Consider the following 25164-nt stretch of genomic DNA (forward strand, 5'->3'; position numbering starts at 1 on the left):
TGCGCCCTGAGGATGTCAAAGGGTGAATGCAGATTTTCAATCGTTTGCCGATTTATTCTCCACTTCGCGCATTTGTCAGGCGTTTGCGGTTTCCGAAACCGCCTGTTCCGCTTTTTTTCGCGGATATTTCCACAGCCAGCGTCCGCTCACCATACGCCAGTAGAACAGCGCGCCGCGCACGGCCCAGTCAAGGAACATCCCCAGCCAGACGCCGACCACGCCCATGCCTAGCATCACCCCCAGCGTATATCCCGCCACGACGCGGCAGCCCCACATGCCGAGCATAGAGACCCACATGGCAAAGCGGGCGTCGCGCGCCCCTTTCAGCCCGGCAGGAAGTACCCAGGACGCGGCCCAGATCGGCATAAACGCCGCGTTGAGCCAAATCAGCACCTTCACCACCTCTTTTACGTCGTTTTCGTGGGTATAAAACGAGGCCATCAGTCCGGCAAACGGCGCGGTACCCCATGCAATCGCGGTCAGCCCGATGGTTGAAAGCCAGAAGACGTGGCGAAGCTGCCGTTCCGCCTGCCCTATCTGCCCCTTGCCGAGGCGTTTACCGGTAATAATGGTCGACGCCGAGCCCAGCGCGTTACCCGGCAGGTTAATCAGCGAGGCGATGGAGAAGGCAATAAAGTTGCCGGCGATGACGTCGGTGCCCATCCCGGCAACAAACATCTGCGTTAGCAGTTTCCCGCCGTTAAACAGCACGGATTCGATGCTGGCCGGGATCCCGATGCCCATCACTTCCCAGATAATGGCGAAGTTAAGCGGACGGAAATAGCTTTTCAGTGTCAGGCGCAGCGACGGCGTGATGCCCGCCATGAGGACGCCAATGATCGCCGCCGCACCAATATAGCGGGAAATCGTCAGCCCTAAACCGGCACCGACAAAGCCCAGGCCATCCCAGGAGAAGACACCGTAAATCAAAACGCTGCTGATGATAATGTTCAGGATGTTCATCCCACCGTTTATCAGCAGCGGAATTTTGGTATTGCCTGCGCCACGAAGCGCGCCGCTGCCAATCAGCGCGATGGCTGCCGCCGGATAGCTCAGCACCGTCATTTCAAGGTAGGTGAGCGCCAGCGCCTTCACCTCACCGGTCGCTTCGCCGGCGACGATATCGATGATCTCTTTCCCGTAGTAATGAATGACCGCCGCAAGAACGATCGAGAAAATCGTCATGATCATCAGCGACTGTCTGGCCGCTTCCCGGGCGCGTTTCGGATCGAGTTTGCCGAGGCTAAACGCTACCACCACCGTCGTCCCAAGATCGATGGCGGCAAAGAAGGACATCACCACCATGTTGAAACTGTCCGCCAGCCCTACCCCGGCCATCGCTTCTTTGCCGAGCCAGCTCACCAGGAAGGTGCTGAGAACGCCCATCAGCAGGACACAGGTATTCTCCAGGAAAATAGGCACGGCAAGGGGGGTGATTTCACGCCAGAACAGAACTCGATAACTTTTACGTTTGGCATACCAGGGCGTGCGCATAATCGCCTGGCGTATGGGTGCGGTGACGTTCAAAATGGACCTTAGCGAGAAAGTTGAAACTCCATTTCAAATGATGGGGCAGAAATGCATATCCTGCAAAGTATTTTCCATTAAATTATGTCTGAAATGGCAACAAAATGACGACAGAATCATCAATCAGTCACTTTTGCCTAAGATGAGGTTTGACAAAAGTTTTTTCGCCGCTAAGATAAGCCTCCACAACGATTCCTCTGTAGTTCAGTCGGTAGAACGGCGGACTGTTAATCCGTATGTCACTGGTTCGAGTCCAGTCAGAGGAGCCACATTTAAAAAGCCTGCTTTCAAAGCAGGCTTTTTGCTTTTCTGCGTTCGGTAAAATTGTCGGGAGGCGGCTTCGCCTTACCCGACCTACGGAATCGCAGACCCGGTAAGCGCAACGCCACCGGGCAACAGATTGCGCGATTACTCGCCTTTAGCGTCGACGTTTTTGATTTCGCCCATCACCTTCAGCTTTTTGGAGATATCGCGACGCTCTTTGGACAGCTCAGCATTTTTGATGATGTAGTCATCAACGCGATCTTCGTAATCGCTCTTCATGCTGGCGATGATGCCCTGAATAGCTTCAACGCTCATGCCCGGCTTGATGTAGTCGCTCAGGTTGTCCAGCAGCAGGACACGTTTCTGGTTGTCACGGATCTTCTTCTCTACGTCCTGGATTTCACGCTGTAGCTTGTTTTTGCGGCGGAACAGGCGGACGAACTCCAGAACATCCTGGAACGAAGGCTTAATAGTTTCCATTTTTACACCCCTGATAATGTGAGATTCGGATTCGTTAAGACAACCGTTTTAACAGACAGCGGCTGCGAATGACAATGAGTATATCGTTTAAAACCATCATAACCCTAATTGCTGCTGAATCGAAGCAGCAGGCATCACGTACGCTTTTTATTTGCGCAGTGCCCGGCAAATCAGCTGCGATAATAATTCCAGCTGTCGTGCCAGCTCCATACTCAGCCAGACATAGCCGTGGATGGGCGTTTCCGCCACATTGTCGGCCTGACGCTCATTCATCAGCTGTTTCAGCTCGGCGACGATTTCGTTCAGCCGCTCGCTGTTTGCCCGTATGGGCTGTGGATTCCCTTCGTAGAGCGCATGGGCGATGGTCAACAGGGTTTGCTGCGTCATCTGCTGCGTCTCTTTCAGCGTATGCGCGTTGAGCATCAGAAAGTGGCTGGGGCGTGAAGCCCAGTGGGCATTGATTTGCAGTTCAAGCATACAGACCAGATTACGGCTCACCGTCTGAATGGCTTCAAAAATGGCTTTCTGGATATGCGTTTCTTTGCTTGCCGGGGTAATCAACCCGCGCATTTTGACCACGTCATTGAGGATTTTTTGCAGGTGCTTTTCCAGCCGTGGGCGTTCGATCAGATTCGGCGAAAACCCGGCCTGATAGACGCGGTTAAATGCCGTGACGTAGCTTGCCATCTGAATGCGCCAGTGCAGGAAGGCGCGCTGCGGCCAGATGCCGGTAAACAGCATGGCGAGCAACGAGCCGAGGATAACGTCCCCGCTTCGCCACAGTGCGGTGGTCATATCACCCGCCGGCGCGCCGACCACAACCGCAAGCGTAATGCCAATCAACAACGCCTGATACGGCCTCTTGCCCAGCGCCAGCCACCCGCAAAGAAACATTGCCCCCGCGCACCACAGCAACATGATCGGGAATGAAATCAGCTCCAGCTTCAGGGCGATAAGCCCAAGCGCCGAGCCTAGAACGGTGCCGCCTATGCGTTCGAGGGCACGAGGAACCACGTTCCCCCAGAATGAGATCGGCCCCATCACCACCACCAGCGTGATCAGCGGCCACGTTCCTTCCGGGATATCCAGCAAACGAACCAGTACGAAGGTCAACACAAACGCCAGCGCAATGCGGCAACCGTGCACCACGCGATAATGTTTGTATAACCGAATTTCAAAGGGGGTTAATGACTTGTCGGGGCGCACACCCGTCTCCAGCTTTACGGCAAACCACAATTGTACTGTGTTTTGAGGCGGGTGGATCGCACCCGCCTCAAAAACCCTGCGTTTCGCAGGTTTATCCCACCTTGTGTTCTACCGGTACAAACATCTCAATGTCCCAGTAGCCGTCTGCATTGCCATCATTCAGATAACGTTCGAAGCACGGTTTTGGCGCAATCTGGTAGGCGTTGTCCTGGAGAAGGGAGTTGAAGAACTGGTTCCAGGGGGTGGCAAAATCATGATTTTCCACACGGGCAGCGGCGATAGCATAGTCCCCGGCAGCGATTTCGGTCATCATCACCCCTTCGCTGTTCTCAGGTACAGTGAAATCATCAGGGACCGTGACGGCGGTATCGCAGCGAAGCTTTTCCGCCGGCACGTCATCCGGGTTGTCGTAATAAACGGCTACCCATTCCTGCGGCTGAATATGACGCCCGTCTACCCACATCACGAGCTGTTCGAACCCCTGCTTGACCGTTTTTTCCCACGGCCCCACGAGATGAAAGCCTGCGATTTTACGTTTCTGTTGCTGCCTGACGCTGTAGTCCATGCTGCCTCCGTTTATCACTGTATATACATACACTATAAAGCAGGATCGCGATTATCGGCAAACCGGGAATGTTTATTATGCGAGCAGACTCGCAACAGTGCCAGTCTGCCCGAAAGGTTAGAGCTTATGATGCAGATAATCGCCGAGACGGGAGAAAAGGCCGCCCTTTTCAACGCTTTCCAGCGTAACCAGAGGCCAGTGCGCAACCACCTTGTCGCGATCGTACAGCTGGATCTCCCCTACCCGCTGGTGCGCGGCAATCGGCGCTTCCAGCTCTTTTTTGTCCATCACGTATTTTGCCTTGATATTCGGCACTTCCGTTTTGGGCAAGGCCAGCCAGAAGTCCTGATCCGTGCCCAGCGCGATCTGCTCTTTATCGCCGTACCAGATACGTTCGGTACCCACTTTTTTGCCGTTATGCAGGATCTGCACCGTATCGAAATTTTGCTGTCCCCAGTGCAGCAGCTTGCGCGCCTGATCTTCACGCCCTTTCGGGCTGTCTGCGCCCATCACCACCGCAATCAGCCGACGCTGACCGTCCACCGCGGAGGCAATCAGGTTGAAGCCCGCGCCCGACGTGTGCCCCGTTTTCAGGCCATCCACGTTCATGGTCTTATCCCACAGCAGCCCGTTACGGTTCTGCTGGGTGATGCCGTTCCAGGTCAGGCTTTTCTCGCTGTACATGTGGTAGAACTCAGGTTCGCCGTGAATGATGGCACGGGAAAGCACGGCGAGATCGAAAGCGGAGCTGTGCTGACCCGGAGCATCCAGCCCGTGTACGGTTTCGAAGTGGGTATCGCGCAGGTTCAGCTTTTCGACGTAGTCATTCATCATTCTGACGAACTGCGGCTGACCGCCCGCCACGTGATCCGCCAGCGCTACGCAGGCGTCATTGCCGGAATCAACAATCAGGCCGCGGCTGAGATCGCGCACGGAAACCCGATCGCCCTCCTTCAGAAACATCAGCGATGAACCGTCAAAGACCGGATTGCCTTTTGCCCAGGCGTCACGTCCGACCGTCACAATGTCATCGGGGCTGATACGGTGGCTATCAATGGCGCGATCGACAACGTACCCCGTCATCAGTTTGGTCAGGCTCGCCGGATTGCGCTGCTGATGTTCGTTGCCCGCCGTTAAGATTTGACCCGTGGTGTAATCCATCAATACCCAGGATCCTGCCTGAATAGCAGGCGGCTGAGGTGAAAAATCCAGCGGCTCGGCGGCCAGCGCGGATGAAATACTCGAAGCGAGTAAAGAAACAGCAATAAACAGACGGCGTTTCAACGGTATATCCTCAGGTCAGTAAAAATCGATGACCTTTTTACGGCAGTTCTGATGTCGTTACCTGCCTTAATTGCAAAAAAATGTGACACTGCGCAAAATTTTCTGGAACAGATCTCGCAAATTTCTTGCCTGACCGTGCTTTTTATTCGGACTGCTCACCCCAATCGTTTACCATAGAGACGTCAATTTTTAACAGGATGAGATTACTGGTGTCTGACTCTGCCGCGCGCCCGACTTTTTTGTTCCACGATTACGAAACCTTTGGCACCCATCCGGCGCTGGACCGACCGGCGCAGTTTGCGGCTATCCGTACCGATGACGAATTTAACATCATCGGCGAACCCGAGGTGTTTTACTGCAAGCCTGCCGATGACTATCTGCCGCAGCCGGGCGCAGTGATGGTGACAGGCATCACGCCTCAGGAAGCGCGGGATAAAGGCGTTAGCGAAGCGGAATTTGCCCGTCGCATCCACGATCTGTTCACGGTGCCCAATACCTGCGTGGTGGGTTACAACAACATCCGCTTTGACGATGAAGTGACGCGTAATATCTTCTACCGCAACTTCTACGATCCGTACGCCTGGAGCTGGCAGAACCGCAATTCACGCTGGGATTTGCTGGATATTATGCGCGCCTGTTATGCGCTGCGCCCGGAAGGGATTAACTGGCCGGAGAACGACGACGTATTGCCGAGCTTCAGGCTTGAGCACCTGACGCGCGCCAACGGCATCGAGCACAGCAATGCCCACGACGCGATGGCAGACGTTTACGCGACCATCGCTATGGCGAAACTCGTTAAAACCGCGCAGCCGCGCCTGTTTGAGTATCTGTTAAGCCACCGCAGCAAGCAGAAGCTGATGACGCTGATTGATGTGCCGCAGATGAAACCGCTGGTGCATATTTCAGGGATGTTCGGGGCGTGGCGCGGGAACACGAGCTGGGTAGCGCCCCTCGCCTGGCACCCGGATAACCGTAACGCCGTCATCATGGTGGATCTTGCCGGGGATATCTCCCCGCTGCTTGAGCTTGACAGCGACACCTTGCGTGAACGGCTGTATACGCCGAAAGAGGCGCTGGGTGACCTGCCCGCTGTACCGGTTAAACTGGTGCACATCAATAAATGTCCGGTGCTGGCCCAGGCCAATACGCTGCGCCCGGAAGACGCCGACCGGCTGGGGATTAACCGTCAGCACTGCCTCGATAACCTGAAAGTGCTGCGCGACAACCCGCAGGTGCGTGAGAAAGTCGTCGCCATTTTTGCCGAAGCAGAGCCGTTCGTGCCGTCTGAAAACGTGGATGCGCAGCTTTATAACGGCTTCTTCAGCGACGCCGACCGCGCGGCGATGAATATCGTGCTGCAAACCGACCCGCGGAATCTGCCCGCGCTGGATATCACCTTTGCGGACACGCGCATTGAGAAGCTGATGTTTAACTACCGGGCGCGCAACTATCCCGGCACGCTGGATGAGGCTGAGCAGGAGCGCTGGCTACAGCATCGACGCAACGTCTTTACCCCGGAATTTCTCAACAGCTACGCTCAGGAGCTGGAGATGCTTTACGGCCAGTATGAAGGGAATGCCGAGAAACAGGCGCTGCTGAAAGCGCTATACCAGTATGCGCAAGAGCTCATCTGAAATGCAGAGATAAAAAAACCGGAGACCATCGTCTCCGGTTTTTTTTGCCCGGTGGCGCTTCGCTTACGCGGGCCTACGGGGTATTCAGGTCGGGTAAGGCGTAGCCGCCTCCCGACACAGTCTTACGCGACGTCTTCGTACTGAGGAACCGGGTTGCGGAAGCTCTTCGTCACGCAGGCCAGGTAAACCAGGCCGATACCTGCCCAAATCAGGCCAAGCACCATTGAGCTCTCTTCCAGGTTAACCCACAGCGCGCCCACGGTCATAGCACCACACATCGGCAGGAACAGATACTGGAAGTGGTCTTTCAGCGTCTTGTTACGCTTTTCACGGATCCAGAACTGAGAGATCACCGACAGGTTAACAAAGGTGAACGCCACCAGCGCACCAAAGTTAATCAGCGCCGTTGCCATCACCAGGTCAAAGTTAATCGCCAGAAGCGCGATCGCACCGACCAGAATGATGTTCATCGCCGGGGTACGCCATGTTGGATGCACGTAGCCGAAGAAGCTTTTCGGGAATACGCCATCGCGACCCATAACGTACATCAGACGCGCAACGCCTGCATGCGCGGCCATACCGGACGCCAGTACGGTGATGGTGGAGAAGATCAGCGCGCCGACCTGGAACGCTTTACCCGCCACATAGAGCATAATTTCCGGCTGAGAAGCATCCGGATCTTTGAAGCGAGAGATATCCGGGAAGTACAGCTGGAGGAAATAGGTCGAGAAAATAAAGATCAGGCCACCAATCAGCGCCGTCAGGAAGATTGCACGCGGAATCACGCGCTCTGCATCTTTCGTTTCTTCAGACAGGTTGCTGATACCGTCAAAACCGGTAAAGGAGAAGCACAGAATCGTCGCCCCGGTAATCATCGGGATCACATGCGCATCACCAGACCAGAACGGCTTGCTGCTCGCCAGAGTGCCCGCGCCTTCGCCGTGGAACACACCGTAAATCACCATGCCGAGGATCACGGCAATCAATACAACCTGAAGCACAACGATAACGGAGTTAAAGTTGGCAACGGACTTGATGCTGCGCAGGTTAAAGGCCGTCATAAAGGCCACCAGCGCCACGACGAACATCCAGGATGGAATCGATGGCACCAGCGCTTCAAAATAGATTTTTGCCAGCAGAATGTTGATCATCGGCGCGAACAGATAGTCGAGCAGCGAAGACCAGCCCACCATAAAGCCGACCGTCGGGCTGATGGATTTCTGGGCATAGGTGTAGGCGGAACCGGCAGACGGATAGCGGCGCACCAGTTTACCGTAGCTGAGCGCGGTAAAGAGGATCGCAACCAGTGCAAAGCCGTAAGCCGTCGGCACATGACCGTCCGTGAGGCCTGATACGATACCGAATGTATCGAACAGCGTCATCGGTTGCATATAGGCAAGGCCCATCATGACAACCGGAATCAACGTAAGCGTTTTACGTAATTCCACGCGAGAGGTGTTTGGAGTTGCGTTATGCGACATAGTTATTCTCCTTTACGGTGATAACCGCCACGTAAGCGAAAAATTGCCCCATTTCTTTCTTCCTCAGCGACAACAACTGTCGGATTTTAGTAAGTATCTATCCGGTACGAAGCCCGGCCTCTTGGTTTTTAGTTTCGTTTCGTACATGCAAAAAAAAATAACCGACGCCTTTTATATCGTCGATTATTTATTTGTTTGCAGCGGCGGCATTTTGCCCTATTCAAGATACAAAAGGCAATACATTGAGAAACGTGCCCATAAAATAATTTTTCTAACTGGTTGATTTACCATCATCTGCCTGAGTGTAAACTGTCGCGATAGCACTATTTGCTAAAATTTCGTCTCGCCACCAGGCGCTGGCAAGCCCGGCGGTCTGTTCATTCCAGCCTACCCATACCGATTCGTTACTGCTCTGCGCTAAAACCTGTTTTTCCACCAGCGCGCCGCTGTCTATAAACCGCTGAGCTAAATAACGGGGAAGGTAACCGCACCCGAGGCCGCTTATTTGCAGCTCCAGCTTGGTTTTAAAATCAAAAACGGTGATGGCCTCCTGCTCATCCAGAAGCTGCGATGAAATACCGCACTCGGGACGCGAGCTGTCTCCCACCACAATGGCGCGATGGTTTTTGATGACGCGTCTTGAAACTGGCTCCGGTTCATTCGCCAGCGGATGATGAGGCGCAACGGCAAAAATTTGCTCCAGCACACCCAGCCGGGCGAAACCAAATTCACTCAGCTGAGGAGGCTCGTGCAGGGCTCCAACGATAATATCCGCCCTGCCCTGGGTCAGGGCGTCCCATGAACCGCCCAGCACGCCGTTGATAAAAACCAGGCGCGTGACGCTATGGCGCTGATAAAACGCCTCGATAAGCGGGGTAAGCAGTGAAAAAGGGAAAGTATCATCAACTCCAATCACCAGCTCATTTTCCCAGCCCTGGTGAAGCTTAACGGCCTGCTTTTCCAGCTCGCGCACCGCATGCAGCACGTCACGCCCTTTTTCCAGCAGCATCTGCCCTGTACGGGTGAATCGCGCGCGATGCCCGGAACGGTCAAGGATTTGGATATTAAGATCGCTCTCGAGCTTTTGCACGGTATAGCTCAGAGCTGAAGGCGTTTTATAGAGCTTCGCCGAGGCGGCGGCAAAGCTCCCTTCTTTTTCAAGCGCATCCAGAATAACAAGAACATCCAGCAGCGGTTTCATCTTCGCCCCCTTGCGGTGTGCGATTGTCTCCGCTGATGCAGTTATTCCATGGGCATAACCAGCGGATCGGGATACTGATACTCAAATCCCAGTTCATGGCAAATACGATTGCCATCAATAATTTTGCCTTTGCGTTCCCCCTGCGCATCACTGAACACCGGCGGCGCCAGGCCAAGTTGGCGTGCCATCAGCGGATAAAAGGTGCTGCGCGCCGGGTGCGAAGGCGCACATATATTATAGATGTGCCCCCCTTTCGGAGCCTGTAAAAGCAGTTCTATTGCGCCGACAACATCTTCAAGATGCACAAGGTTAACCCCGTGCTGACCATCCGGCGCGGATTTACCGGCAAAGAAGCGCCCCGGATGGCGCCCCGGCCCCACCAGCCCGGCCAGACGTAAAATATCCACCTGCGTGCCGGGCAGATTGTGCAGCCAGTCTTCCAGCTCTTTCAGTACCCGACCGCTGGCGGTCACCGGACGGCGCTCGGTGTTCTCCTTCGCCGTACCGTCGATATCGCCATAGACGGAGGTCGAGCTGGTAAAAATGATACGCGGAATATGATGCGCCAGGGCGCTGTCGACAATCTCCTGCACCGCCTGCAAGTAAAACGTCTCGCCCGGCCCACTGCGTCGCGCCGGTAAGGTTATGACCAGCGCATCCACATTCATCAGTTCGTCCAGCTCGTCGGTATCGCAGATAAGCTCGGGTTCGAGGCGCAGCTCGACACCGTCAATGCCGCACATGCGTGCCGCTTCAACCCCATCTCGGGTGGTCTTACTCCCTGTCACCTGCCAGCCTTTCGCGGCTAATGACATCGCCAGCGGCATTCCTAACCACCCTAACCCGACAATCGCGACCTTTTTCATGTACATTCTCCGCTTAACTACCCCTGTTATAAGGCTACGCCAGCCTGGTGGAACGCACAATTCATACCATCAATATGAAATGAATTAATGATCAAAAAAAGCCCTTGCTTTATGGCGTATAACTGGTTTAGGTTAAAAGACATCAAATGCATAAGCATTCAACGAGAATTTATATGACACGCGTTCCTTTTAAAAACCACCATCATCACCATCATCCTGACTAGTCTTTCAGGCGATGTGTGCTGGAAGACATTTGGATCTTCCAGTGGTGCATGAACGCATGAAAAAGCCCCCGGAAGATCATCTTCCGGGGGCTTTTTTTTGGACCGCATTCAGACAGGTTAAAACAGGTTAACGAGGAACACAGAATGTTAGATAACTCACGTTTACGCATAGCTATTCAGAAATCAGGCCGTTTAAGCGACGATTCACGCGAACTGCTGGCCCGCTGCGGGATTAAAATCAACCTGCACACCCAGCGCCTGATTGCCCTGGCTGAAAATATGCCGATCGACATTCTGCGCGTACGCGATGACGATATCCCGGGCCTGGTAATGGATGGCGTCGTTGACCTCGGCATCATCGGCGAAAACGTACTGGAAGAAGAGCTATTAACCCGCCGCGCGCAGGGCGAAGATCCGCGCTACTTTACCCTGCGTCGTCTGGACTTCGGCGGCTGCCGCCTGTCGCTGGCCACGCCGGTCGATGAAGCCTGGGACGGCCCGGCCGCGCTGAACGGCAAACGTATCGCCACCTCTTACCCTCACCTGTTGAAGCGTTACCTCGATCAAAAAGGCGTGCAGTTTAAATCCTGTCTGCTGAACGGCTCCGTTGAAGTGGCGCCGCGCGCGGGCCTGGCCGATGCCATCTGTGACCTCGTCTCGACCGGCGCCACGCTGGAAGCGAACGGCCTGCGCGAAGTGGAGGTGATTTACCGCTCCAAAGCGTGCCTTATCCAGCGCGACGGTGAGATGGCCGAGGCCAAACAGCAGCTCATCGACAAACTGCTGACCCGCATTCAGGGCGTGATTCAGGCGCGTGAATCCAAATACATCATGATGCATGCGCCAACCGAGCGTCTCGAGGAAGTCATTGCCCTTCTGCCGGGCGCAGAGCGCCCCACCATTCTGCCGCTGGCGGGTGACCAGCAGCGCGTGGCGATGCACATGGTCAGCAGCGAAACCCTGTTCTGGGAAACCATGGAAAAACTGAAGGCGCTGGGCGCAAGCTCCATTCTGGTGCTGCCAATTGAGAAGATGATGGAGTAACGACCATGAGCTTTAACACAATCATCGACTGGAATACCTGTAGCGACGCGCAACGGCGCGAACTGCTGATGCGCCCGGCAATCTCCGCCTCGGAGAGCATCACCCGCACCGTGGCGGAGATCCTTGATAACGTCAAGGCCCGTGGCGATGACGCCCTGCGTGAATACAGCGCGAAGTTTGATAAAACCGAAGTCGGCGCTTTACGGGTTACCGAGCAGGAAATCATTGATGCCAGCAGTCGTCTGGGTGATGACATCAAGCAGGCGATGGCCGTCGCGGTGAAAAATATTGATACCTTCCACACCGCGCAGACATTGCAGACGGTGGATGTGGAAACCCTGCCCGGCGTGCGCTGCCAGCAGGTGACGCGCCCGGTGGCGTCCGTCGGCCTGTATATTCCCGGCGGCTCCGCCCCGCTGTTTTCGACCGTATTGATGTTGGCCACCCCGGCGCGCATTGCCGGCTGTCAGAACGTGGTGCTCTGCTCTCCGCCACCGATCGCCGATGAGATCCTCTACGCGGCAAAACTCTGCGGCGTGCAGGCGGTGTATAAAGTCGGCGGCGCGCAGGCGATTTCCGCCCTGGCGTTCGGGACCGAGTCCATTCCCAAAGTCGACAAAATTTTTGGTCCGGGTAATGCGTATGTGACCGAAGCGAAGCGCCAGGTCAGCCAGCGTCTGGACGGCGCGGCCATTGATATGCCTGCCGGGCCGTCTGAGGTGCTGGTGATTGCCGACAGCGGCGCCACGCCGGATTTCGTCGCCTCTGACCTGCTCTCGCAGGCCGAGCACGGGCCGGACTCGCAGGTGATTTTACTGACGCCGGATGCCGACATGGCAAAACGCGTGGGCGAAGCCGTTGAGCGTCAGCTGGCCGACCTGCCGCGCGCGGAAACAGCACGTCAGGCGCTGTCTGCCAGCCGCCTGATCGTGGCCCGCGATCTCGACCAGTGCATCGCCATCTCTAACCAGTACGGCCCCGAGCACCTGATCATTCAGACCCGCAACGCGCGCGATCTGGTCGACAGCATCACCAGCGCAGGCTCGGTGTTCCTCGGCGACTGGTCGCCAGAATCCGCCGGGGATTACGCCTCCGGCACTAACCACGTGCTGCCGACGTATGGCTATACCTCAACCTGCTCCAGCCTGGGGCTGGCGGATTTCCAGAAGCGCATGACCGTGCAGGAGCTCACCCGCGAAGGGTTTGCCTCGCTGGCGTCGACCATTGAAACTCTGGCCGCCGCCGAGCGCCTGACTGCCCACAAAAATGCCGTGACGCTGCGCGTTGCCGCCCTGAAGGAGCAAGCATGAACATCGAAGAATTAGCCCGCGAAAATGTCCGTCGCCTGACGCCCTATCAGTCTGCGCGTCGTCTGGGCGGGAACGGCGACGTCTGGCTGAACGCCAACGAATATCCCACGGCAGTGGCCTTTGAGCTGTCGCAGCAGACTCTGAACCGCTACCCGGAGTGTCAGCCAAAAGCGGTGATCGAGAACTACGCGCAGTACGCGGGCGTGAAGCCTGAGCAGGTGCTGGTCAGCCGCGGAGCGGATGAAGGGATTGAGCTGCTGATCCGCGCGTTCTGCGAGCCGGGTAAAGATGCGGTGATGTACTGCCAGCCGACCTACGGCATGTACAGCGTCAGCGCCGAAACCTTCGGCGTGGCCTGCCGCAACGTGCAGGCACTCGATAACTGGCAACTGGATTTGCAGGGCATCGCCGATAACCTCGACGGGGTGAAAGTGGTGTTTGTCTGTAGCCCGAACAACCCGACCGGGCAGATGATCAATCCGCAGGATATTCGTGCCCTGCTGGAAATGACGCGCGGCAAAGCGCTGGTCGTGGCCGACGAAGCCTATATTGAGTTTTGCCCGCAGGCCACGCTTGCCGGCTGGCTTGAAGAGTATCCGCATCTCGTCGTGCTGCGTACCCTGTCGAAAGCGTTCGCCCTCGCCGGCCTTCGCTGCGGGTTTACGCTGGCAAATAAAGCGGTTATCGACCTGCTGCTGAAAGTGATCGCCCCGTATCCGCTCTCGACGCCGGTTGCCGATATTGCGGCACAGGCGCTGGCTCCGCAGGGCATCAGCGCGATGCGCGAGCGCGTGGCGCAAATCCTGGAAGAGCGTCAGTATCTTGTCGAGGCCCTGAAAGCAATTCCGTGTGTGGAGCAGGTGTTCGACTCGGAAACCAACTACATCCTGGTGCGCTTCACCGCCTCAAGCGCGATATTTAAATCGTTGTGGGATCAGGGCATTATCTTACGAGACCAGAATAAACAACCTACCCTGAGCGGCTGCCTGCGTATTACCGTCGGCACCCGCGCGGAGAGCCAGCGCGTGATTGACGCCCTGAAAGCGGAGAAAGTATGAGTCAGAAGTATCTCTTTATCGATCGTGACGGCACCCTCATATCGGAGCCACCCAGCGATTTTCAGGTCGATCGTTTCGACAAACTGGCGTTTGAGCCCGACGTGATCCCGGTGCTGCTGAAGCTTCAGCAAGCGGGCTATAAGCTGGTGATGATCACCAACCAGGATGGTCTGGGCACCGACAGTTTCCCGCAGGCAGACTTTGACGGCCCGCACAACCTGATGATGCAGGTGCTGACCTCTCAGGGCATCGTCTTCGACGAGGTGCTGATCTGCCCGCACATGCCTGCCGACGAATGCGACTGCCGTAAGCCAAAAGTGAAGCTTGTTGAACGCTATCTGGCGGAAGAGGCGCTGGATAAAGGCAACAGCTATGTGATTGGCGATCGCGTCACGGACATCACGCTGGCGGAAAACATGGGCATTGCGGGCCTGCGCTACAGCCGGGACGCGCTTAACTGGGCGATGATTGGCGAGCAGCTGACCAAACGCGACCGTTATTCCCACGTGGAACGCAACACGAAAGAGACGCAGATCGACGTGAAGGTCTGGCTCGATCGCGAAGGCGGCAGCAAGATCCACACCGGCGTCGGTTTCTTCGACCACATGCTGGATCAAATCGCCACCCACGGCGGTTTCCGCATGGAGATCGCCGTTAAGGGCGACCTGTATATCGACGATCACCACACCGTAGAAGATACCGGCCTGGCGCTGGGCGAAGCCCTGAAGCTGGCGCTCGGCGACAAGCGCGGCATCAACCGTTTTGGATTTGTCCTGCCGATGGACGAGTGCCTGGCGCGCTGCGCGATGGATATCTCCGGGCGTCCGCACCTGGAATACAAAGCCGACTTTACCTACCAGCGCGTGGGCGATCTCAGCACCGAAATGGTGGAGCACTTCTTCCGCTCGCTTTCTTACACCATGGGCCTGACGCTGCACCTGAAAACGAAAGGCAAAAACGATCACCACCGCGTTGAGAGCCTGTTCAAAGCCTTTGGCCGTACCCTGCGCCAGGCGATCCGCGTTGAAGGTGATGCCCTTCCCTCGTCGAAAGGAGTGCTGTAATGAACGTGGTGATTCTGGATACCGGATGCGCCAACCTGAACTCCGTACGGTCGGCGATTATGCGCCACGGTTACGAGCCGGTAGTGAGCCGCGACCCGGACGTGGTGCTGCGCGCGGATAAACTCTTTCTGCCGGGCGTGGGCACCGCTCAGGCGGCAATGGATCAGATCCATGAGCGCGAGCTGGTGGATCTCATCAAAGCCTGTACTCAACCGGTGCTGGGCATTTGCCTCGGCATGCAGCTGCTTGGCCGCCGCAGCGAAGAGAGCAACGGCGTCAATCTGCTGGGCATTATAGAAGAAGACGTGCCGAAAATGACCGACCACGGCCTGCCGCTGCCGCACATGGGCTGGAACCGCGTTTATCCCAAAGCGGGCAACAGGCTGTTCCAGGGTATTGAAGACGGCGCGTACTTCTACTTCGTCCACAGCTACGCCATGCCCGTGAATACCTACACCATCGCCCAGTGCAATTACGGCGAGGCGTTCACCGCCGCGGTGCAAAAAGATAATTTTTACGGCGTGCAGTTTCACCCGGAACGCTCTGGCGCCGCCGGCGCGCAGCTGCTGAAAAATTTCCTGGAGATGTGATGATAATTCCCGCTTTAGATTTAATTGACGGCACGGTTGTTCGTCTCCATCAGGGCGATTACGGGCAGCAGCGCGACTACGGTAACGATCCGCTGCCGCGCTTACAGGCTTATGCTGCCGAGGGGGCTGAGGTGTTGCACCTGGTCGATCTCACCGGCGCGAAAGATCCGGCGAAGCGCCAGATCCCACTGCTTAAAAAGCTGGTGGCTGGCGTGGACGTCCCGGTGCAGGTGGGCGGCGGCGTGCGTACGGAAGCCGATGTTGCAGCCCTACTGGAGGCGGGCGTGGCGCGCGTGGTGGTCGGCTCGACTGCTGTAAAAGAACCTGAAATGGTCAAGGGCTGGTTCCGCCGCTTCGGCGCGGATGCGCTGGTGCTGGCGCTGGATGTGCGCATCGACGAGCAGGGTAACAAGCAGGTCGCGGTCAGCGGCTGGCAGGAAAACTCCGGCGTCACGCTGGAAGAGCTGGTCGAAATTTATCTCCCCGTGGGGCTGAAGCACGTGCTGTGCACGGATATTTCACGCGATGGTACGCTCGCAGGCTCTAACGTCTCGCTGTATGACGAGGTTTGCGCGCGTTATCCGCAGGTGGCGTTTCAGTCCTCTGGCGGTATCGGCGACCTGGCGGATATCGCCGCTCTGCGCGGAACCGGCGTGCGCGGCGTGATCGTAGGCCGTGCGCTGCTTGAAGACAAATTTACGGTGAAGGAGGCGATTCAATGCTGGCAAAACGGATAATTCCCTGCCTGGACGTGCGCGACGGTCAGGTTGTGAAAGGCGTGCAGTTCCGCAACCATGAGATCATTGGCGACATTGTTCCGCTGGCTAAACGCTATGCCGATGAAGGCGCAGACGAGCTGGTATTTTACGATATCACCGCCTCCAGCGATGGCCGCGTGGTGGACAAAAGCTGGGTGGCGCGCGTGGCAGAGGTGATTGATATTCCCTTCTGCGTGGCGGGCGGAATTAAATCTGCTGACGATGCGGCGAAAATTCTCTCTTTCGGTGCAGACAAAATTTCCATTAACTCCCCTGCTCTGGCCGACCCGGATCTGATTACGCGTCTGGCGGATCGCTTCGGCGTGCAGTGCATCGTCGTCGGGATCGACACCTGGTTTGATGCCGCGACGGGCAAATATCACGTCAACCAGTACACCGGCGACGAAAGCCGCACGCGCGTAACCCAGTGGGAGACCCTGGACTGGGTACAGGAAGTGCAAAAACGCGGCGCGGGTGAGATTGTGCTGAATATGATGAACCAGGACGGCGTACGTAGCGGTTACGACCTGGAACAGCTGAAAAAAGTGCGCACGGTGTGCCAGGTGCCGCTGATTGCCTCCGGCGGCGCGGGCACCATGGAACACTTCCTGGAAGCCTTCCGAGATGCGAACGTGGACGGCGCGCTGGCCGCTTCCGTGTTCCACAAACAGATTATCAATATTGGTGAGTTAAAAACGTACCTGGCCGACCAGGGCGTGGAGATCAGGGTATGTTAACAGAACAACAACAGGCGCAGCTGGACTGGGAAAAAACTGACGGATTACTGCCGGTGGTTGTACAGCATGCCGTCTCAGGCGAAGTGCTGATGCTGGGATACATGAACCAGGAGGCACTGGAGAAAACCATCGACAGCGGCAAGGTGACGTTTTTCTCGCGCACCAAACAGCGCCTGTGGACAAAAGGGGAAACCTCGGGTCACTTCCTGAACGTGGTCAGCATTACGCCAGACTGCGACAACGACACCCTGCTGGTGCTGGTCAACCCGATTGGGCCAACCTGCCATAAAGGCACCAGCAGCTGCTTCGGCGAGGCGAGCCACCAGTGGCTGTTCCTCTATCAGCTGGAACAATTGCTGGCAGAGCGTAAATCAGCGGATCCTGAGAGCTCGTACACGGCGAAGCTTTACGCCAGCGGAACCAAACGGATTGCGCAGAAAGTGGGTGAGGAAGGCGTTGAAACGGCGCTGGCGGCCACCGTGCATGACCGGGAGGAGCTGACGAACGAAGCGTCTGATTTGATGTATCACCTGCTGGTGCTGCTTCAGGATCAGGAGTTGGATTTAACGACGGTGATTGAGAACTTGCGGAAACGGCACAAATAAAAAAGACCGGGGAAACCCGGTCTTTTTTTGTCTGTAAATCAGGATCTTGGCTTGTAGTTTCTCAGCGCGTTACGGCCGAGGACGACACCAGAACCGATAATCCCACCGAGGAGAACGGCAAGGATAAGGGTAATAGCAATTTTCGGGCTGTCGCGTCGGATAGGCAGATTTGGCTTCATAACGTAACGATAGACGTGAATAGTCTCTGGGTTAACGTTGAGGTTCTGAATATCCAGCAAATTCTGTTTCGTTTGGTAGTAAGCGCCTGAGAACACCAGGGGGCGAGACGCTTCGTTATCAACCATTGATTTCAGCGCTACGGTACCCAACAGGAACATGGTTTCCTGAGTAACATCCTGAGTCTGCTGAAGCTGCGGGGTGCTGATCTTCGCAGCTTCTGCATTCTTCAGCGCCTCGGTAATCTGCTTGATACGCAGGTCTTTTTGTTCCTGTGCGACCTTCTCCTGGTTCTGGAGAGAGTCGTTCAGGGTTGTAATCTGCTGCTTGAGATTGTCTCTGAGGTCAAGCGTCAGTTCTTTTGCCGTCTGCTCGTCAACCTGCTGGATGTATTGCGCTAATTGCTTTTGAGCGGCTTCAGCGGATTCGCCCTGATAGCTAACGGTTAAAGGCAAACTTTGTCCTTTAACGGTAGGCTCAATAGTCAGTTTTTCCGGATCTTCCTGATTCTCCAGCGCCTGAGCTAATGCTGAGAAGGAGGAATTAAAACGTCCAATAGCACGATTCTGAATGTCCAACATGGAAGGTGCTGCCCCGCCATAGAGGATATTCAATGCATTGGAATAGGTGGCAATTTGAGCCGCATCAGGCTGGGCTATGATGGCAGATGACGTCCATTTCTCTTTGGCTACAGTGATGTAAACGCCAGCAAGAACGATAAAAGCAGCAATAAAAGCCCCTATCATCCACTTACCACGCCACAGCTGTAACATTACATCAAGTAAATCAATTTGCTCCGGGTCATTGTTACGTGCGACCAGGTTATTGTTGTTTTGCGTCATACAATCCCTAACAGATGAAAAAAGGGCAAAAATAATCTTGTTCCCTTAGTGTATCTGTTGCTGAAGAATTTTCTATAAGAATCCGATGAGTTATATCGGAAAGATGGGTTATGTAAGTTCAAGGCGACGCGCTATCATAGTCGCATTCTGATGCTCTGGAGCATCAACAAGAACACTGTGAATGAGGGAAGCTATGAAATTTCTGGTAACTGGCGCGGCGGGCTTTATCGGTTCTCATGTCAGCAAGCGCCTGCTTGATGCAGGACATAAGGTTGTTGGGATTGATAACCTGAATGATTACTATGATCCGAACCTCAAGCTCGCTCGCCTCGAACTGCTCAAATCCGTGAATTTCACCTTCCATAAGCTGGACTTAGCGGACCGCGAGGGCATGGCAAACCTCTTCGCTGATGAGAAGTTTGACCGCGTGATCCATCTTGCTGCACAGGCGGGTGTGCGTTACTCGCTGGAAAACCCGCATGCCTACGCGGATGCTAACCTGGTAGGTCACCTGAACGTGCTGGAAGGCTGTCGCCATAACAAGGTTCAGCATCTTCTGTATGCGTCATCCAGTTCCGTTTACGGCCTCAACCGTAAGATGCCGTTTTCTACTGACGACTCCGTGGACCATCCGGTATCCCTGTATGCGGCAACCAAAAAAGCCAATGAGCTGATGTCGCATACCTATTCGCATCTGTACAACCTGCCGACCACTGGCCTGCGCTTCTTTACCGTCTATGGCCCGTGGGGACGCCCGGATATGGCGCTGTTCAAATTCACTAAAGCCATGATTGAAGGCAACAGCATCGACGTATACAACTACGGTAAGATGAAACGTGACTTCACCTATATCGATGATATTGCAGAGGCAATTATTCGCTTGCAGGACGTCATTCCTCAGGCTGATGCCGACTGGACAGTCGAAACCGGTTCGCCGGCAACCAGCTCTGCCCCGTATCGCGTGTATAACATTGGTAACAGTTCACCTGTCGAACTGATGGATTACATCACCGCGCTCGAAGAGGCGCTGGGCAAAGAAGCCGTGAAAAATATGATGCCGATCCAGCCGGGTGACGTACTGGAGACCAGCGCGGATACTAAAGCGCTGTACGACGTCATTGGGTTTAAACCACAGACCTCCGTGAAAGAAGGCGTGAAAAACTTCGTCGACTGGTACCGCAACTTCTATAACGTTTAAAATAAAAAACCCGGCTAATTGCCGGGTTTTTATATCACAGTTTAAATCAGTCACTGCCGAACAAATCGCGGGTATAGACTTTATCCTTCACGTCCGCGAGCTCTTCCGCCATGCGGTTGGAGATAATGACGTCCGCTTCTTTCTTGAACGCATCCAGATCGCGAATGACGCGAGAGTGGAAGAACTCATCTTCCTGCATTGCCGGTTCATAAATAATGACCTGCACGCCCTTCGCCTTAATACGCTTCATGATCCCCTGAATGGAAGAGGCGCGGAAGTTATCGGAACCGCTCTTCATGATCAGGCGATACACGCCCACCACTTTCGGCTGGCGCGCCAGAATGGAATCCGAGATGAAGTCTTTACGCGTGCGGTTCGCGTCCACAATGGCGGAAATCAGGTTGTTCGGCACCGCCTGATAGTTTGCCAGCAGCTGCTTGGTATCTTTTGGCAGGCAGTAACCGCCGTAGCCAAATGACGGGTTGTTGTAATGGTTACCGATACGCGGGTCAAGACACACGCCTTCGATGATCTGACGGGTGTTCAGCCCTAAGCTCTCCGCATAGCTGTCCAGCTCGTTGAAGTAAGCCACGCGCATGGCCAGATAGGTGTTAGCGAAAAGCTTAATCGCCTCAGCCTCAGTGGAATCGGTGAACAGCACCGGAATGTCTTTTTTGATTGCGCCTTCCTGAAGCAGTGCAGCAAAACGCTCCGCACGCTCGGAACGCTCGCCAATCACGATACGGGATGGGTGCAGGTTATCGTATAACGCCCTGCCCTCGCGGAGAAATTCCGGCGAGAAGAAGACATTATCAATACCCAACTCTTCTTTAATAGATTTGGTGAAGCCCACTGGAATCGTCGACTTGATGATCATCACTGCGTTAGGGTTGATTGCCGTAACGTCTTTAATCACCGCTTCAACGGTAGAGGTATTGAAGTAGTTGGTTTTAGGATCGTAGTCTGTTGGGGTGGCAATGATGACGAAATCCGCATCGCGGTATGCGTCTTCTTTGTCCGTGGTAGCGCGGAAGTTCAGCGATTTGGTCGCCAGGTATTCTTCAATCTCTTTATCGACGATTGGGGACTTCTTCTGGTTAAGCATGTCCACTTTTGCCTGCACGATATCCAGCGCAACCACTTCATGGTTTTGTGCAATCAGGATACCGTTTGAAAGACCAACATAGCCTGTTCCGGAGATGGTTATTTTCATTTGTTTGACTTTTACACGTTTGAGTTTTTGATGGCCTTATTCCGGCCACCACAATGATTAACTAGGAGTTTTTTAGCGCTAATACTCATTCACTGTCAAGGTTTCAGGATTTTTGAAAAATGTTTTTGCTCATCATAACGGCTTATCGCCACACTAAGCAAAGTACCTGTTTTTCAGCGACAATAAGACCTTAAAGGGCACTCGCCAGTCCGCAAATGAATACTGCTTACTGCGTCAAATCAGACTAATCCCTTGGTAAGATTCAGCAGATATTGACCATATCCGGTCTTCTTCAGTGGCTCAGCAAGCACACGAAGTTGTTCAGCATCGATAAAGCCTCGACGGAATGCGATCTCTTCAGGGCAAGAAACCTTGAGACCCTGTCGCTCTTCGATAGTGGCAATAAAATTGCTCGCCTCGATCATACTTTGGTGCGTGCCGGTATCCAGCCAGGCGTAACCGCGTCTCATCATCGCGACGGACAATCGCCCCTGCTGCATATAGATGCGGTTGATGTCGGTAATTTCCAGTTCACCACGATCGGACGGGCTTAAACTTTTGGCCATCTCAATAACATCGTTATCGTAAAAATAGAGACCGGTTATTGCATAATTACTCTTGGGCTGTTGAGGTTTCTCCTCAAGGCCAATCGCGGTACCGTCTTTATCAAACTCAACGACGCCATAGCGTTCGGGGTCGCTGACGTGATAGGCGAAGACGGTCGCCCCTTCTTGCTGGCTTGCTGCGCCTTCAAGCAGGCGAGGAAGATCGTGTCCGTAGAAAATGTTATCGCCTAATACCAACGCACAATTATCCTCACCGATGAACTCTTCACCCAGAATAAACGCCTGAGCAAGGCCATCCGGGCTCGGCTGCACTTTGTACTGGATATGCAATCCCCACTGGCTACCGTTTCCGAGCAGTTGTTCAAATCGGGGAGTGTCCTGAGGCGTGCTGATAATCAGAATATCCCGTATACCTGCCAGCATGAGCGTAGAGAGTGGATAATAGATCATTGGCTTATCGTAAATTGGCAACAATTGCTTACTTACGGCCATTGTGACGGGATAAAGACGTGTACCCGATCCACCAGCTAATATAATACCTTTACGTTTCGTCATTCAGTTCCGCTCCCCATAATTTTGCTCAATCCAGCTCTTATAGGCGCCGCTTTTCACGTTCGAAACCCATTCCTGGTTATTCAAATACCAGTCAACTGTTTTACGAATACCGCTGTCAAAGGTTTCCAGAGGAGTCCATCCGAGTTCGTCGCTAATTTTATGGGCATCAATTGCATAACGTCTGTCGTGTCCAGGACGGTCCGCCACATAAGTAATTTGCGCGCGGTAAGATGTTTCTTTCGGTACCATTTCATCTAACAGATCGCAAATGGTCTGGACGACCTCAATATTTTTCTTCTCGTTATGACCGCCGATATTATACGTTTCTCCCGGTTTACCCTTGGTGAGAACCGTATACAACGCACGAGCATGATCCTCAACGTATAACCAGTCACGGATTTGTTCGCCCTTACCGTAAATCGGTAATGATTTATTTTCCAGCGCATTCAAAATGACGAGAGGAATCAGCTTTTCAGGAAAGTGGAAGGGTCCGTAGTTATTTGAACAATTCGTTACAATCCCGGGTAAACCATAGGTGCGTATCCAGGCACGAACTAAATGATCGCTGGACGCTTTTGACGCTGAATAAGGGCTGCTTGGCTGGTACGCTGTTTTCTCGGTAAACAGTGGTAAAGGGGAAGAATCATGACATTCATCGGGATGAGGCAGATCGCCGTAAACTTCATCAGTTGAAATGTGATGGAAACGGAAGGTAGATTTTGCTGCCTCGTCCAGTGAAGACCAGTAAGCACGGCTTGTTTCTAACAGGATATACGTGCCAACGATATTGGTTTCAATAAACGCAGCGGGCCCGGTAATAGAACGATCGACATGGCTCTCGGCAGCCAGGTGCATTACCGCATCAGGCTGATGGGTAGCAAAAATACGCGCCATTGCCTCTTTATCACATATATCTGCATGCTCAAAAACATAGCGCTCGCTATCACTCACTTCGCGCAAGGATTCCAGATTACCGGCATAGGTCAATTTATCAACGTTAACAACGCTATCCCGAGTATTGCTAATAATATGTCGGATAACCGCGGAACCGATAAAACCGGCGCCGCCAGTAACTAGAATTTTCACGCAATCTATTCCATTAAACAGTAGGTGGACGGGCAAGATAAAAAAGCCCGGTATCGCTACCGGGCTTGATGGCATGGCTAACCGTATATTAATCCAGCCATTCGGTGTGGAACACACCTTCTTTATCGGTACGCTTATAGGTATGCGCGCCAAAGTAGTCACGCTGTGCCTGAATCAGGTTTGCTGGCAGTACGGCAGCACGATAGCTGTCATAATACGCCACCGCAGCGGAGAAGGTTGGAACCGGGATACCGTTCTGCACGGCGTAGGCAACGACATCACGCAGCGCCTGCTGATAGTCGTCTGCAATCTGCTTGAAGTAAGGCGCCAGCAGAAGGTTGGCGATACCCGCATTTTCAGCATAGGCATCGGTGATTTTTTGCAGGAACTGAGCGCGAATGATGCAGCCGGCACGGAAGATCTTCGCGATCTCACCGTAGTTCAGATCCCAGTTGTTCTCGTCTGACGCTGCGCGCAGCTGAGAGAAGCCCTGCGCGTAAGAGACGATTTTACCCAGGTACAGTGCACGACGGACTTTTTCAACGAATTCAGCTTTGTCACCGGCTGGTTTAGCCTGCGGGCCGGACAGCACTTTGGATGCCGCAACGCGCTGCTCTTTCAGAGAAGAGATATAACGCGCGAAAACGGATTCAGTGATCAGGGACAGCGGCTCGCCGAGATCCAGAGAGCTCTGGCTGGTCCATTTACCTGTGCCTTTGTTCGCGGCTTCATCCAGAATCACATCAACCAGGTATTTACCCTCTTCATCTTTCTTGGTGAAGATATCTTTGGTGATGTCGATCAGGTAGCTGTTAAGCTCGCCTTTGTTCCACTCGGTGAACGTCTCTGCAAGTTCCTCGTTAGAGAGGTTCAGGCCGCCTTTCAGCAGCGAGTATGCCTCAGCAATCAGCTGCATATCGCCGTATTCGATGCCGTTGTGAACCATCTTCACATAGTGACCAGCACCGTCAGGACCGATGTAGGTCACGCACGGCTCGCCATCTTCAGCAACGGCTGCGATTTTGGTCAGGATTGGCGCGACCAGTTCGTACGCTTCTTTCTGTCCACCAGGCATAATGGATGGACCTTTCAGGGCACCCTCTTCACCGCCGGATACACCGGTGCCAATAAAATTGAAGCCTTCAGCAGACAGTTCACGGTTACGACGGATGGTGTCGTGGAAGAAGGTATTACCGCCATCAATGATGATGTCGCCTTTATCCAGATACGGTTTCAGGGAGTCGATGGCTGCATCGGTACCTGCGCCCGCTTTCACCATTAACAGGATACGACGAGGTGTTTCCAGAGACTCAACGAACTCTTTAACCGTGTAGAAAGGAACCAGTTTCTTGTCTGGATTCTCAGCAATGACTTCTTCGGTCTTATCACGGGAGCGGTTGAAAACGGAGACGGTATAACCACGGCTTTCGATGTTGAGCGCCAGGTTGCGCCCCATCACTGCCATACCGACAACGCCGATCTGTTGCTTGGACATTACATACTCCTGTCAGGTGTGGTCGCCGCGAATGATAGCGGCTTGGGAATCACTTCTCATAACTCTAAACAATACTAAAGTCGTTATCAAATAATTTCAAAAAGCATTAACTATTTTTTATGATCAAAAGTTAC

25 protein-coding genes, 1 tRNA gene and 1 other annotated feature are annotated in these 25164 nt (G+C 54.2%); of the genes, 12 read left to right on the top strand and 14 right to left on the bottom strand.

Annotated features, from left to right (window positions below):
- Positions 1–75 precede the first annotated feature (75 nt).
- Positions 76–1530 carry a multidrug efflux MATE transporter EmmdR gene (gene emmdR / locus N5C09_RS08735; protein WP_242672234.1) on the bottom strand — a complete coding sequence of 485 codons (1455 nt, stop codon included), beginning with the start codon at positions 1528–1530 and terminating at the stop codon, positions 76–78.
- 190 nt (positions 1531–1720) lie between these two features.
- Here emmdR and N5C09_RS08740 point away from each other — a divergent pair.
- Positions 1721–1796, top strand: a tRNA-Asn gene (locus N5C09_RS08740).
- 139 nt (positions 1797–1935) lie between these two features.
- On the opposite strand, the gene N5C09_RS08745 is transcribed toward N5C09_RS08740, so the two are convergent.
- The 4 genes from N5C09_RS08745 to dacD form a co-directional block, all read right to left on the bottom strand.
- Entirely contained in the window at positions 1936–2271 is a 336-nt protein-coding gene (locus N5C09_RS08745) for a DUF496 family protein (RefSeq protein ID WP_063450218.1), read from the bottom strand.
- Positions 2272–2418: 147 nt separating this feature from the next.
- Entirely contained in the window at positions 2419–3477 is a 1059-nt protein-coding gene (locus N5C09_RS08750) for an FUSC family protein (protein ID WP_279748876.1), read from the bottom strand.
- A gap of 91 nt (positions 3478–3568) precedes the next feature.
- Positions 3569–4042, bottom strand: coding sequence for a DNA gyrase inhibitor SbmC (gene sbmC, locus N5C09_RS08755; RefSeq protein WP_063450220.1), 474 nt, complete (start codon positions 4040–4042; stop codon positions 3569–3571).
- A 117-nt stretch (positions 4043–4159) separates the two neighbouring features.
- Positions 4160–5332: a serine-type D-Ala-D-Ala carboxypeptidase DacD gene (gene dacD, locus N5C09_RS08760; protein ID WP_279749022.1), complete on the bottom strand. Its 1173-nt coding sequence runs from the start codon at positions 5330–5332 to the stop codon at positions 4160–4162.
- 200 nt (positions 5333–5532) lie between these two features.
- Between dacD and sbcB the strand changes: the two genes are divergently transcribed.
- Positions 5533–6960: an exodeoxyribonuclease I gene (gene sbcB, locus N5C09_RS08765; RefSeq protein WP_279749023.1), complete on the top strand. Its 1428-nt coding sequence runs from the start codon at positions 5533–5535 to the stop codon at positions 6958–6960.
- Positions 6961–7082: 122 nt separating this feature from the next.
- Here sbcB and plaP read toward each other — a convergent pair whose 3' ends face one another.
- The 4 genes from plaP to N5C09_RS08785 all read right to left on the bottom strand — a co-directional run bounded on the left by plaP (position 7083) and on the right by N5C09_RS08785 (position 10508).
- Positions 7083–8441, bottom strand: coding sequence for a putrescine/proton symporter PlaP (gene plaP, locus N5C09_RS08770; protein WP_279748878.1), 1359 nt, complete (start codon positions 8439–8441; stop codon positions 7083–7085).
- On the bottom strand, positions 8431–8493 hold the full coding sequence (gene yoeI / locus N5C09_RS08775) for a membrane protein YoeI (RefSeq protein ID WP_099458931.1): 63 nt from the start codon (positions 8491–8493) through the stop codon (positions 8431–8433). Before yoeI ends, plaP begins: the two co-directional genes overlap by 11 nt.
- A 219-nt stretch (positions 8494–8712) precedes the next feature.
- Positions 8713–9642, bottom strand: a complete 930-nt coding sequence (locus N5C09_RS08780; protein WP_279748880.1) for a LysR substrate-binding domain-containing protein — start codon at positions 9640–9642, stop codon at positions 8713–8715.
- Positions 9643–9683: 41 nt separating this feature from the next.
- On the bottom strand, positions 9684–10508 hold the full coding sequence (locus tag N5C09_RS08785) for an SDR family oxidoreductase (protein ID WP_063868371.1): 825 nt from the start codon (positions 10506–10508) through the stop codon (positions 9684–9686).
- A gap of 173 nt (positions 10509–10681) precedes the next feature.
- On the opposite strand from N5C09_RS08785, the gene hisL reads away from it, so the two are divergent.
- The 9 genes from hisL to hisIE all read left to right on the top strand — a co-directional run bounded on the left by hisL (position 10682) and on the right by hisIE (position 17898).
- The gene (gene hisL / locus N5C09_RS08790) at positions 10682–10732 is read left to right on the top strand and encodes a his operon leader peptide (RefSeq protein WP_099516347.1); all 51 of its coding nucleotides are present in this window, start codon (positions 10682–10684) and stop codon (positions 10730–10732) included.
- Positions 10708–10831, top strand: a sequence feature (His leader region). It overlaps the preceding gene by 25 nt.
- A 45-nt stretch (positions 10832–10876) precedes the next feature.
- Positions 10877–11776 carry an ATP phosphoribosyltransferase gene (gene hisG, locus N5C09_RS08795; RefSeq protein ID WP_006811208.1) on the top strand — a complete coding sequence of 300 codons (900 nt, stop codon included), beginning with the start codon at positions 10877–10879 and terminating at the stop codon, positions 11774–11776.
- A 5-nt stretch (positions 11777–11781) separates the two neighbouring features.
- Positions 11782–13086, top strand: coding sequence for a histidinol dehydrogenase (gene hisD / locus N5C09_RS08800; protein ID WP_279748881.1), 1305 nt, complete (start codon positions 11782–11784; stop codon positions 13084–13086).
- The gene (gene hisC / locus N5C09_RS08805; RefSeq protein ID WP_279748883.1) at positions 13083–14144 is read left to right on the top strand and encodes a histidinol-phosphate transaminase; all 1062 of its coding nucleotides are present in this window, start codon (positions 13083–13085) and stop codon (positions 14142–14144) included. The genes hisD and hisC overlap by 4 nt, the downstream gene beginning before the upstream one ends.
- Positions 14141–15208 carry a bifunctional histidinol-phosphatase/imidazoleglycerol-phosphate dehydratase HisB gene (gene hisB, locus N5C09_RS08810; protein WP_279748884.1) on the top strand — a complete coding sequence of 356 codons (1068 nt, stop codon included), beginning with the start codon at positions 14141–14143 and terminating at the stop codon, positions 15206–15208. The genes hisC and hisB overlap by 4 nt, the downstream gene beginning before the upstream one ends.
- Positions 15208–15798: an imidazole glycerol phosphate synthase subunit HisH gene (gene hisH, locus N5C09_RS08815; protein ID WP_279748885.1), complete on the top strand. Its 591-nt coding sequence runs from the start codon at positions 15208–15210 to the stop codon at positions 15796–15798. Before hisB ends, hisH begins: the two co-directional genes overlap by 1 nt.
- The gene (gene hisA / locus N5C09_RS08820; RefSeq protein ID WP_279748886.1) at positions 15798–16535 is read left to right on the top strand and encodes a 1-(5-phosphoribosyl)-5-[(5-phosphoribosylamino)methylideneamino]imidazole-4-carboxamide isomerase; all 738 of its coding nucleotides are present in this window, start codon (positions 15798–15800) and stop codon (positions 16533–16535) included. The genes hisH and hisA overlap by 1 nt, the downstream gene beginning before the upstream one ends.
- On the top strand, positions 16517–17293 hold the full coding sequence (gene hisF, locus N5C09_RS08825) for an imidazole glycerol phosphate synthase subunit HisF (protein WP_279748887.1): 777 nt from the start codon (positions 16517–16519) through the stop codon (positions 17291–17293). Before hisA ends, hisF begins: the two co-directional genes overlap by 19 nt.
- The gene (gene hisIE, locus N5C09_RS08830; RefSeq protein ID WP_279748888.1) at positions 17287–17898 is read left to right on the top strand and encodes a bifunctional phosphoribosyl-AMP cyclohydrolase/phosphoribosyl-ATP diphosphatase HisIE; all 612 of its coding nucleotides are present in this window, start codon (positions 17287–17289) and stop codon (positions 17896–17898) included. Before hisF ends, hisIE begins: the two co-directional genes overlap by 7 nt.
- 38 nt (positions 17899–17936) lie before the next feature.
- On the opposite strand, the gene wzzB is transcribed toward hisIE, so the two are convergent.
- Positions 17937–18917, bottom strand: coding sequence for an LPS O-antigen chain length determinant protein WzzB (gene wzzB, locus N5C09_RS08835; protein ID WP_193528204.1), 981 nt, complete (start codon positions 18915–18917; stop codon positions 17937–17939).
- A gap of 193 nt (positions 18918–19110) precedes the next feature.
- Between wzzB and N5C09_RS08840 the strand changes: the two genes are divergently transcribed.
- Positions 19111–20115 (top strand): NAD-dependent epimerase, encoded by a 1005-nt coding sequence (locus N5C09_RS08840; protein WP_193037991.1) that lies wholly within the window; start codon positions 19111–19113, stop codon positions 20113–20115.
- Between the two features lie 46 nt (positions 20116–20161).
- On the opposite strand, the gene ugd is transcribed toward N5C09_RS08840, so the two are convergent.
- From ugd to gndA, 4 genes are all read right to left on the bottom strand, one after another.
- Complete coding sequence (ugd, locus tag N5C09_RS08845) at positions 20162–21328, bottom strand: UDP-glucose 6-dehydrogenase (RefSeq protein WP_102751413.1); 1167 nt, start codon at positions 21326–21328, stop codon at positions 20162–20164.
- Between the two features lie 239 nt (positions 21329–21567).
- Complete coding sequence (gene rfbA / locus N5C09_RS08850) at positions 21568–22449, bottom strand: glucose-1-phosphate thymidylyltransferase RfbA (protein WP_063868362.1); 882 nt, start codon at positions 22447–22449, stop codon at positions 21568–21570.
- On the bottom strand, positions 22450–23535 hold the full coding sequence (gene rfbB / locus N5C09_RS08855; protein WP_279748889.1) for a dTDP-glucose 4,6-dehydratase: 1086 nt from the start codon (positions 23533–23535) through the stop codon (positions 22450–22452).
- A gap of 88 nt (positions 23536–23623) precedes the next feature.
- Entirely contained in the window at positions 23624–25030 is a 1407-nt protein-coding gene (gndA, locus tag N5C09_RS08860; RefSeq protein ID WP_063868360.1) for an NADP-dependent phosphogluconate dehydrogenase, read from the bottom strand.
- Positions 25031–25164 lie beyond the last annotated feature (134 nt).

Origin of the sequence: Enterobacter sp. GD03975 (genome assembly GCF_029838645.1) — a bacterium.
GTDB lineage: Bacteria > Pseudomonadota > Gammaproteobacteria > Enterobacterales > Enterobacteriaceae > Enterobacter > Enterobacter quasihormaechei.

Bases quoted from the DNA above. Each gene is read 5' to 3' on its own strand.
- N5C09_RS08840 (WP_193037991.1), top strand. From the start codon at position 19,111: ATGAAATTTCTGGTAACTGGCGCGGCGGGCTTTATCGGTTCTCATGTC.
- plaP (WP_279748878.1), bottom strand. From the start codon at position 8,441: ATGTCGCATAACGCAACTCCAAACACCTCTCGCGTGGAATTACGTAAA.
- N5C09_RS08745 (WP_063450218.1), bottom strand. From the start codon at position 2,271: ATGGAAACTATTAAGCCTTCGTTCCAGGATGTTCTGGAGTTCGTCCGC.
- hisF (WP_279748887.1), top strand. From the start codon at position 16,517: ATGCTGGCAAAACGGATAATTCCCTGCCTGGACGTGCGCGACGGTCAG.
- N5C09_RS08785 (WP_063868371.1), bottom strand. From the start codon at position 10,508: ATGAAAAAGGTCGCGATTGTCGGGTTAGGGTGGTTAGGAATGCCGCTG.
- hisH (WP_279748885.1), top strand. From the start codon at position 15,208: ATGAACGTGGTGATTCTGGATACCGGATGCGCCAACCTGAACTCCGTA.
- rfbA (WP_063868362.1), bottom strand. From the start codon at position 22,449: ATGACGAAACGTAAAGGTATTATATTAGCTGGTGGATCGGGTACACGT.
- sbmC (WP_063450220.1), bottom strand. From the start codon at position 4,042: ATGGACTACAGCGTCAGGCAGCAACAGAAACGTAAAATCGCAGGCTTT.
- hisA (WP_279748886.1), top strand. From the start codon at position 15,798: ATGATAATTCCCGCTTTAGATTTAATTGACGGCACGGTTGTTCGTCTC.
- hisIE (WP_279748888.1), top strand. From the start codon at position 17,287: ATGTTAACAGAACAACAACAGGCGCAGCTGGACTGGGAAAAAACTGAC.
- hisG (WP_006811208.1), top strand. From the start codon at position 10,877: ATGTTAGATAACTCACGTTTACGCATAGCTATTCAGAAATCAGGCCGT.
- N5C09_RS08780 (WP_279748880.1), bottom strand. From the start codon at position 9,642: ATGAAACCGCTGCTGGATGTTCTTGTTATTCTGGATGCGCTTGAAAAA.
- hisB (WP_279748884.1), top strand. From the start codon at position 14,141: ATGAGTCAGAAGTATCTCTTTATCGATCGTGACGGCACCCTCATATCG.
- hisD (WP_279748881.1), top strand. From the start codon at position 11,782: ATGAGCTTTAACACAATCATCGACTGGAATACCTGTAGCGACGCGCAA.
- ugd (WP_102751413.1), bottom strand. From the start codon at position 21,328: ATGAAAATAACCATCTCCGGAACAGGCTATGTTGGTCTTTCAAACGGT.
- hisC (WP_279748883.1), top strand. From the start codon at position 13,083: ATGAACATCGAAGAATTAGCCCGCGAAAATGTCCGTCGCCTGACGCCC.
- wzzB (WP_193528204.1), bottom strand. From the start codon at position 18,917: ATGACGCAAAACAACAATAACCTGGTCGCACGTAACAATGACCCGGAG.
- gndA (WP_063868360.1), bottom strand. From the start codon at position 25,030: ATGTCCAAGCAACAGATCGGCGTTGTCGGTATGGCAGTGATGGGGCGC.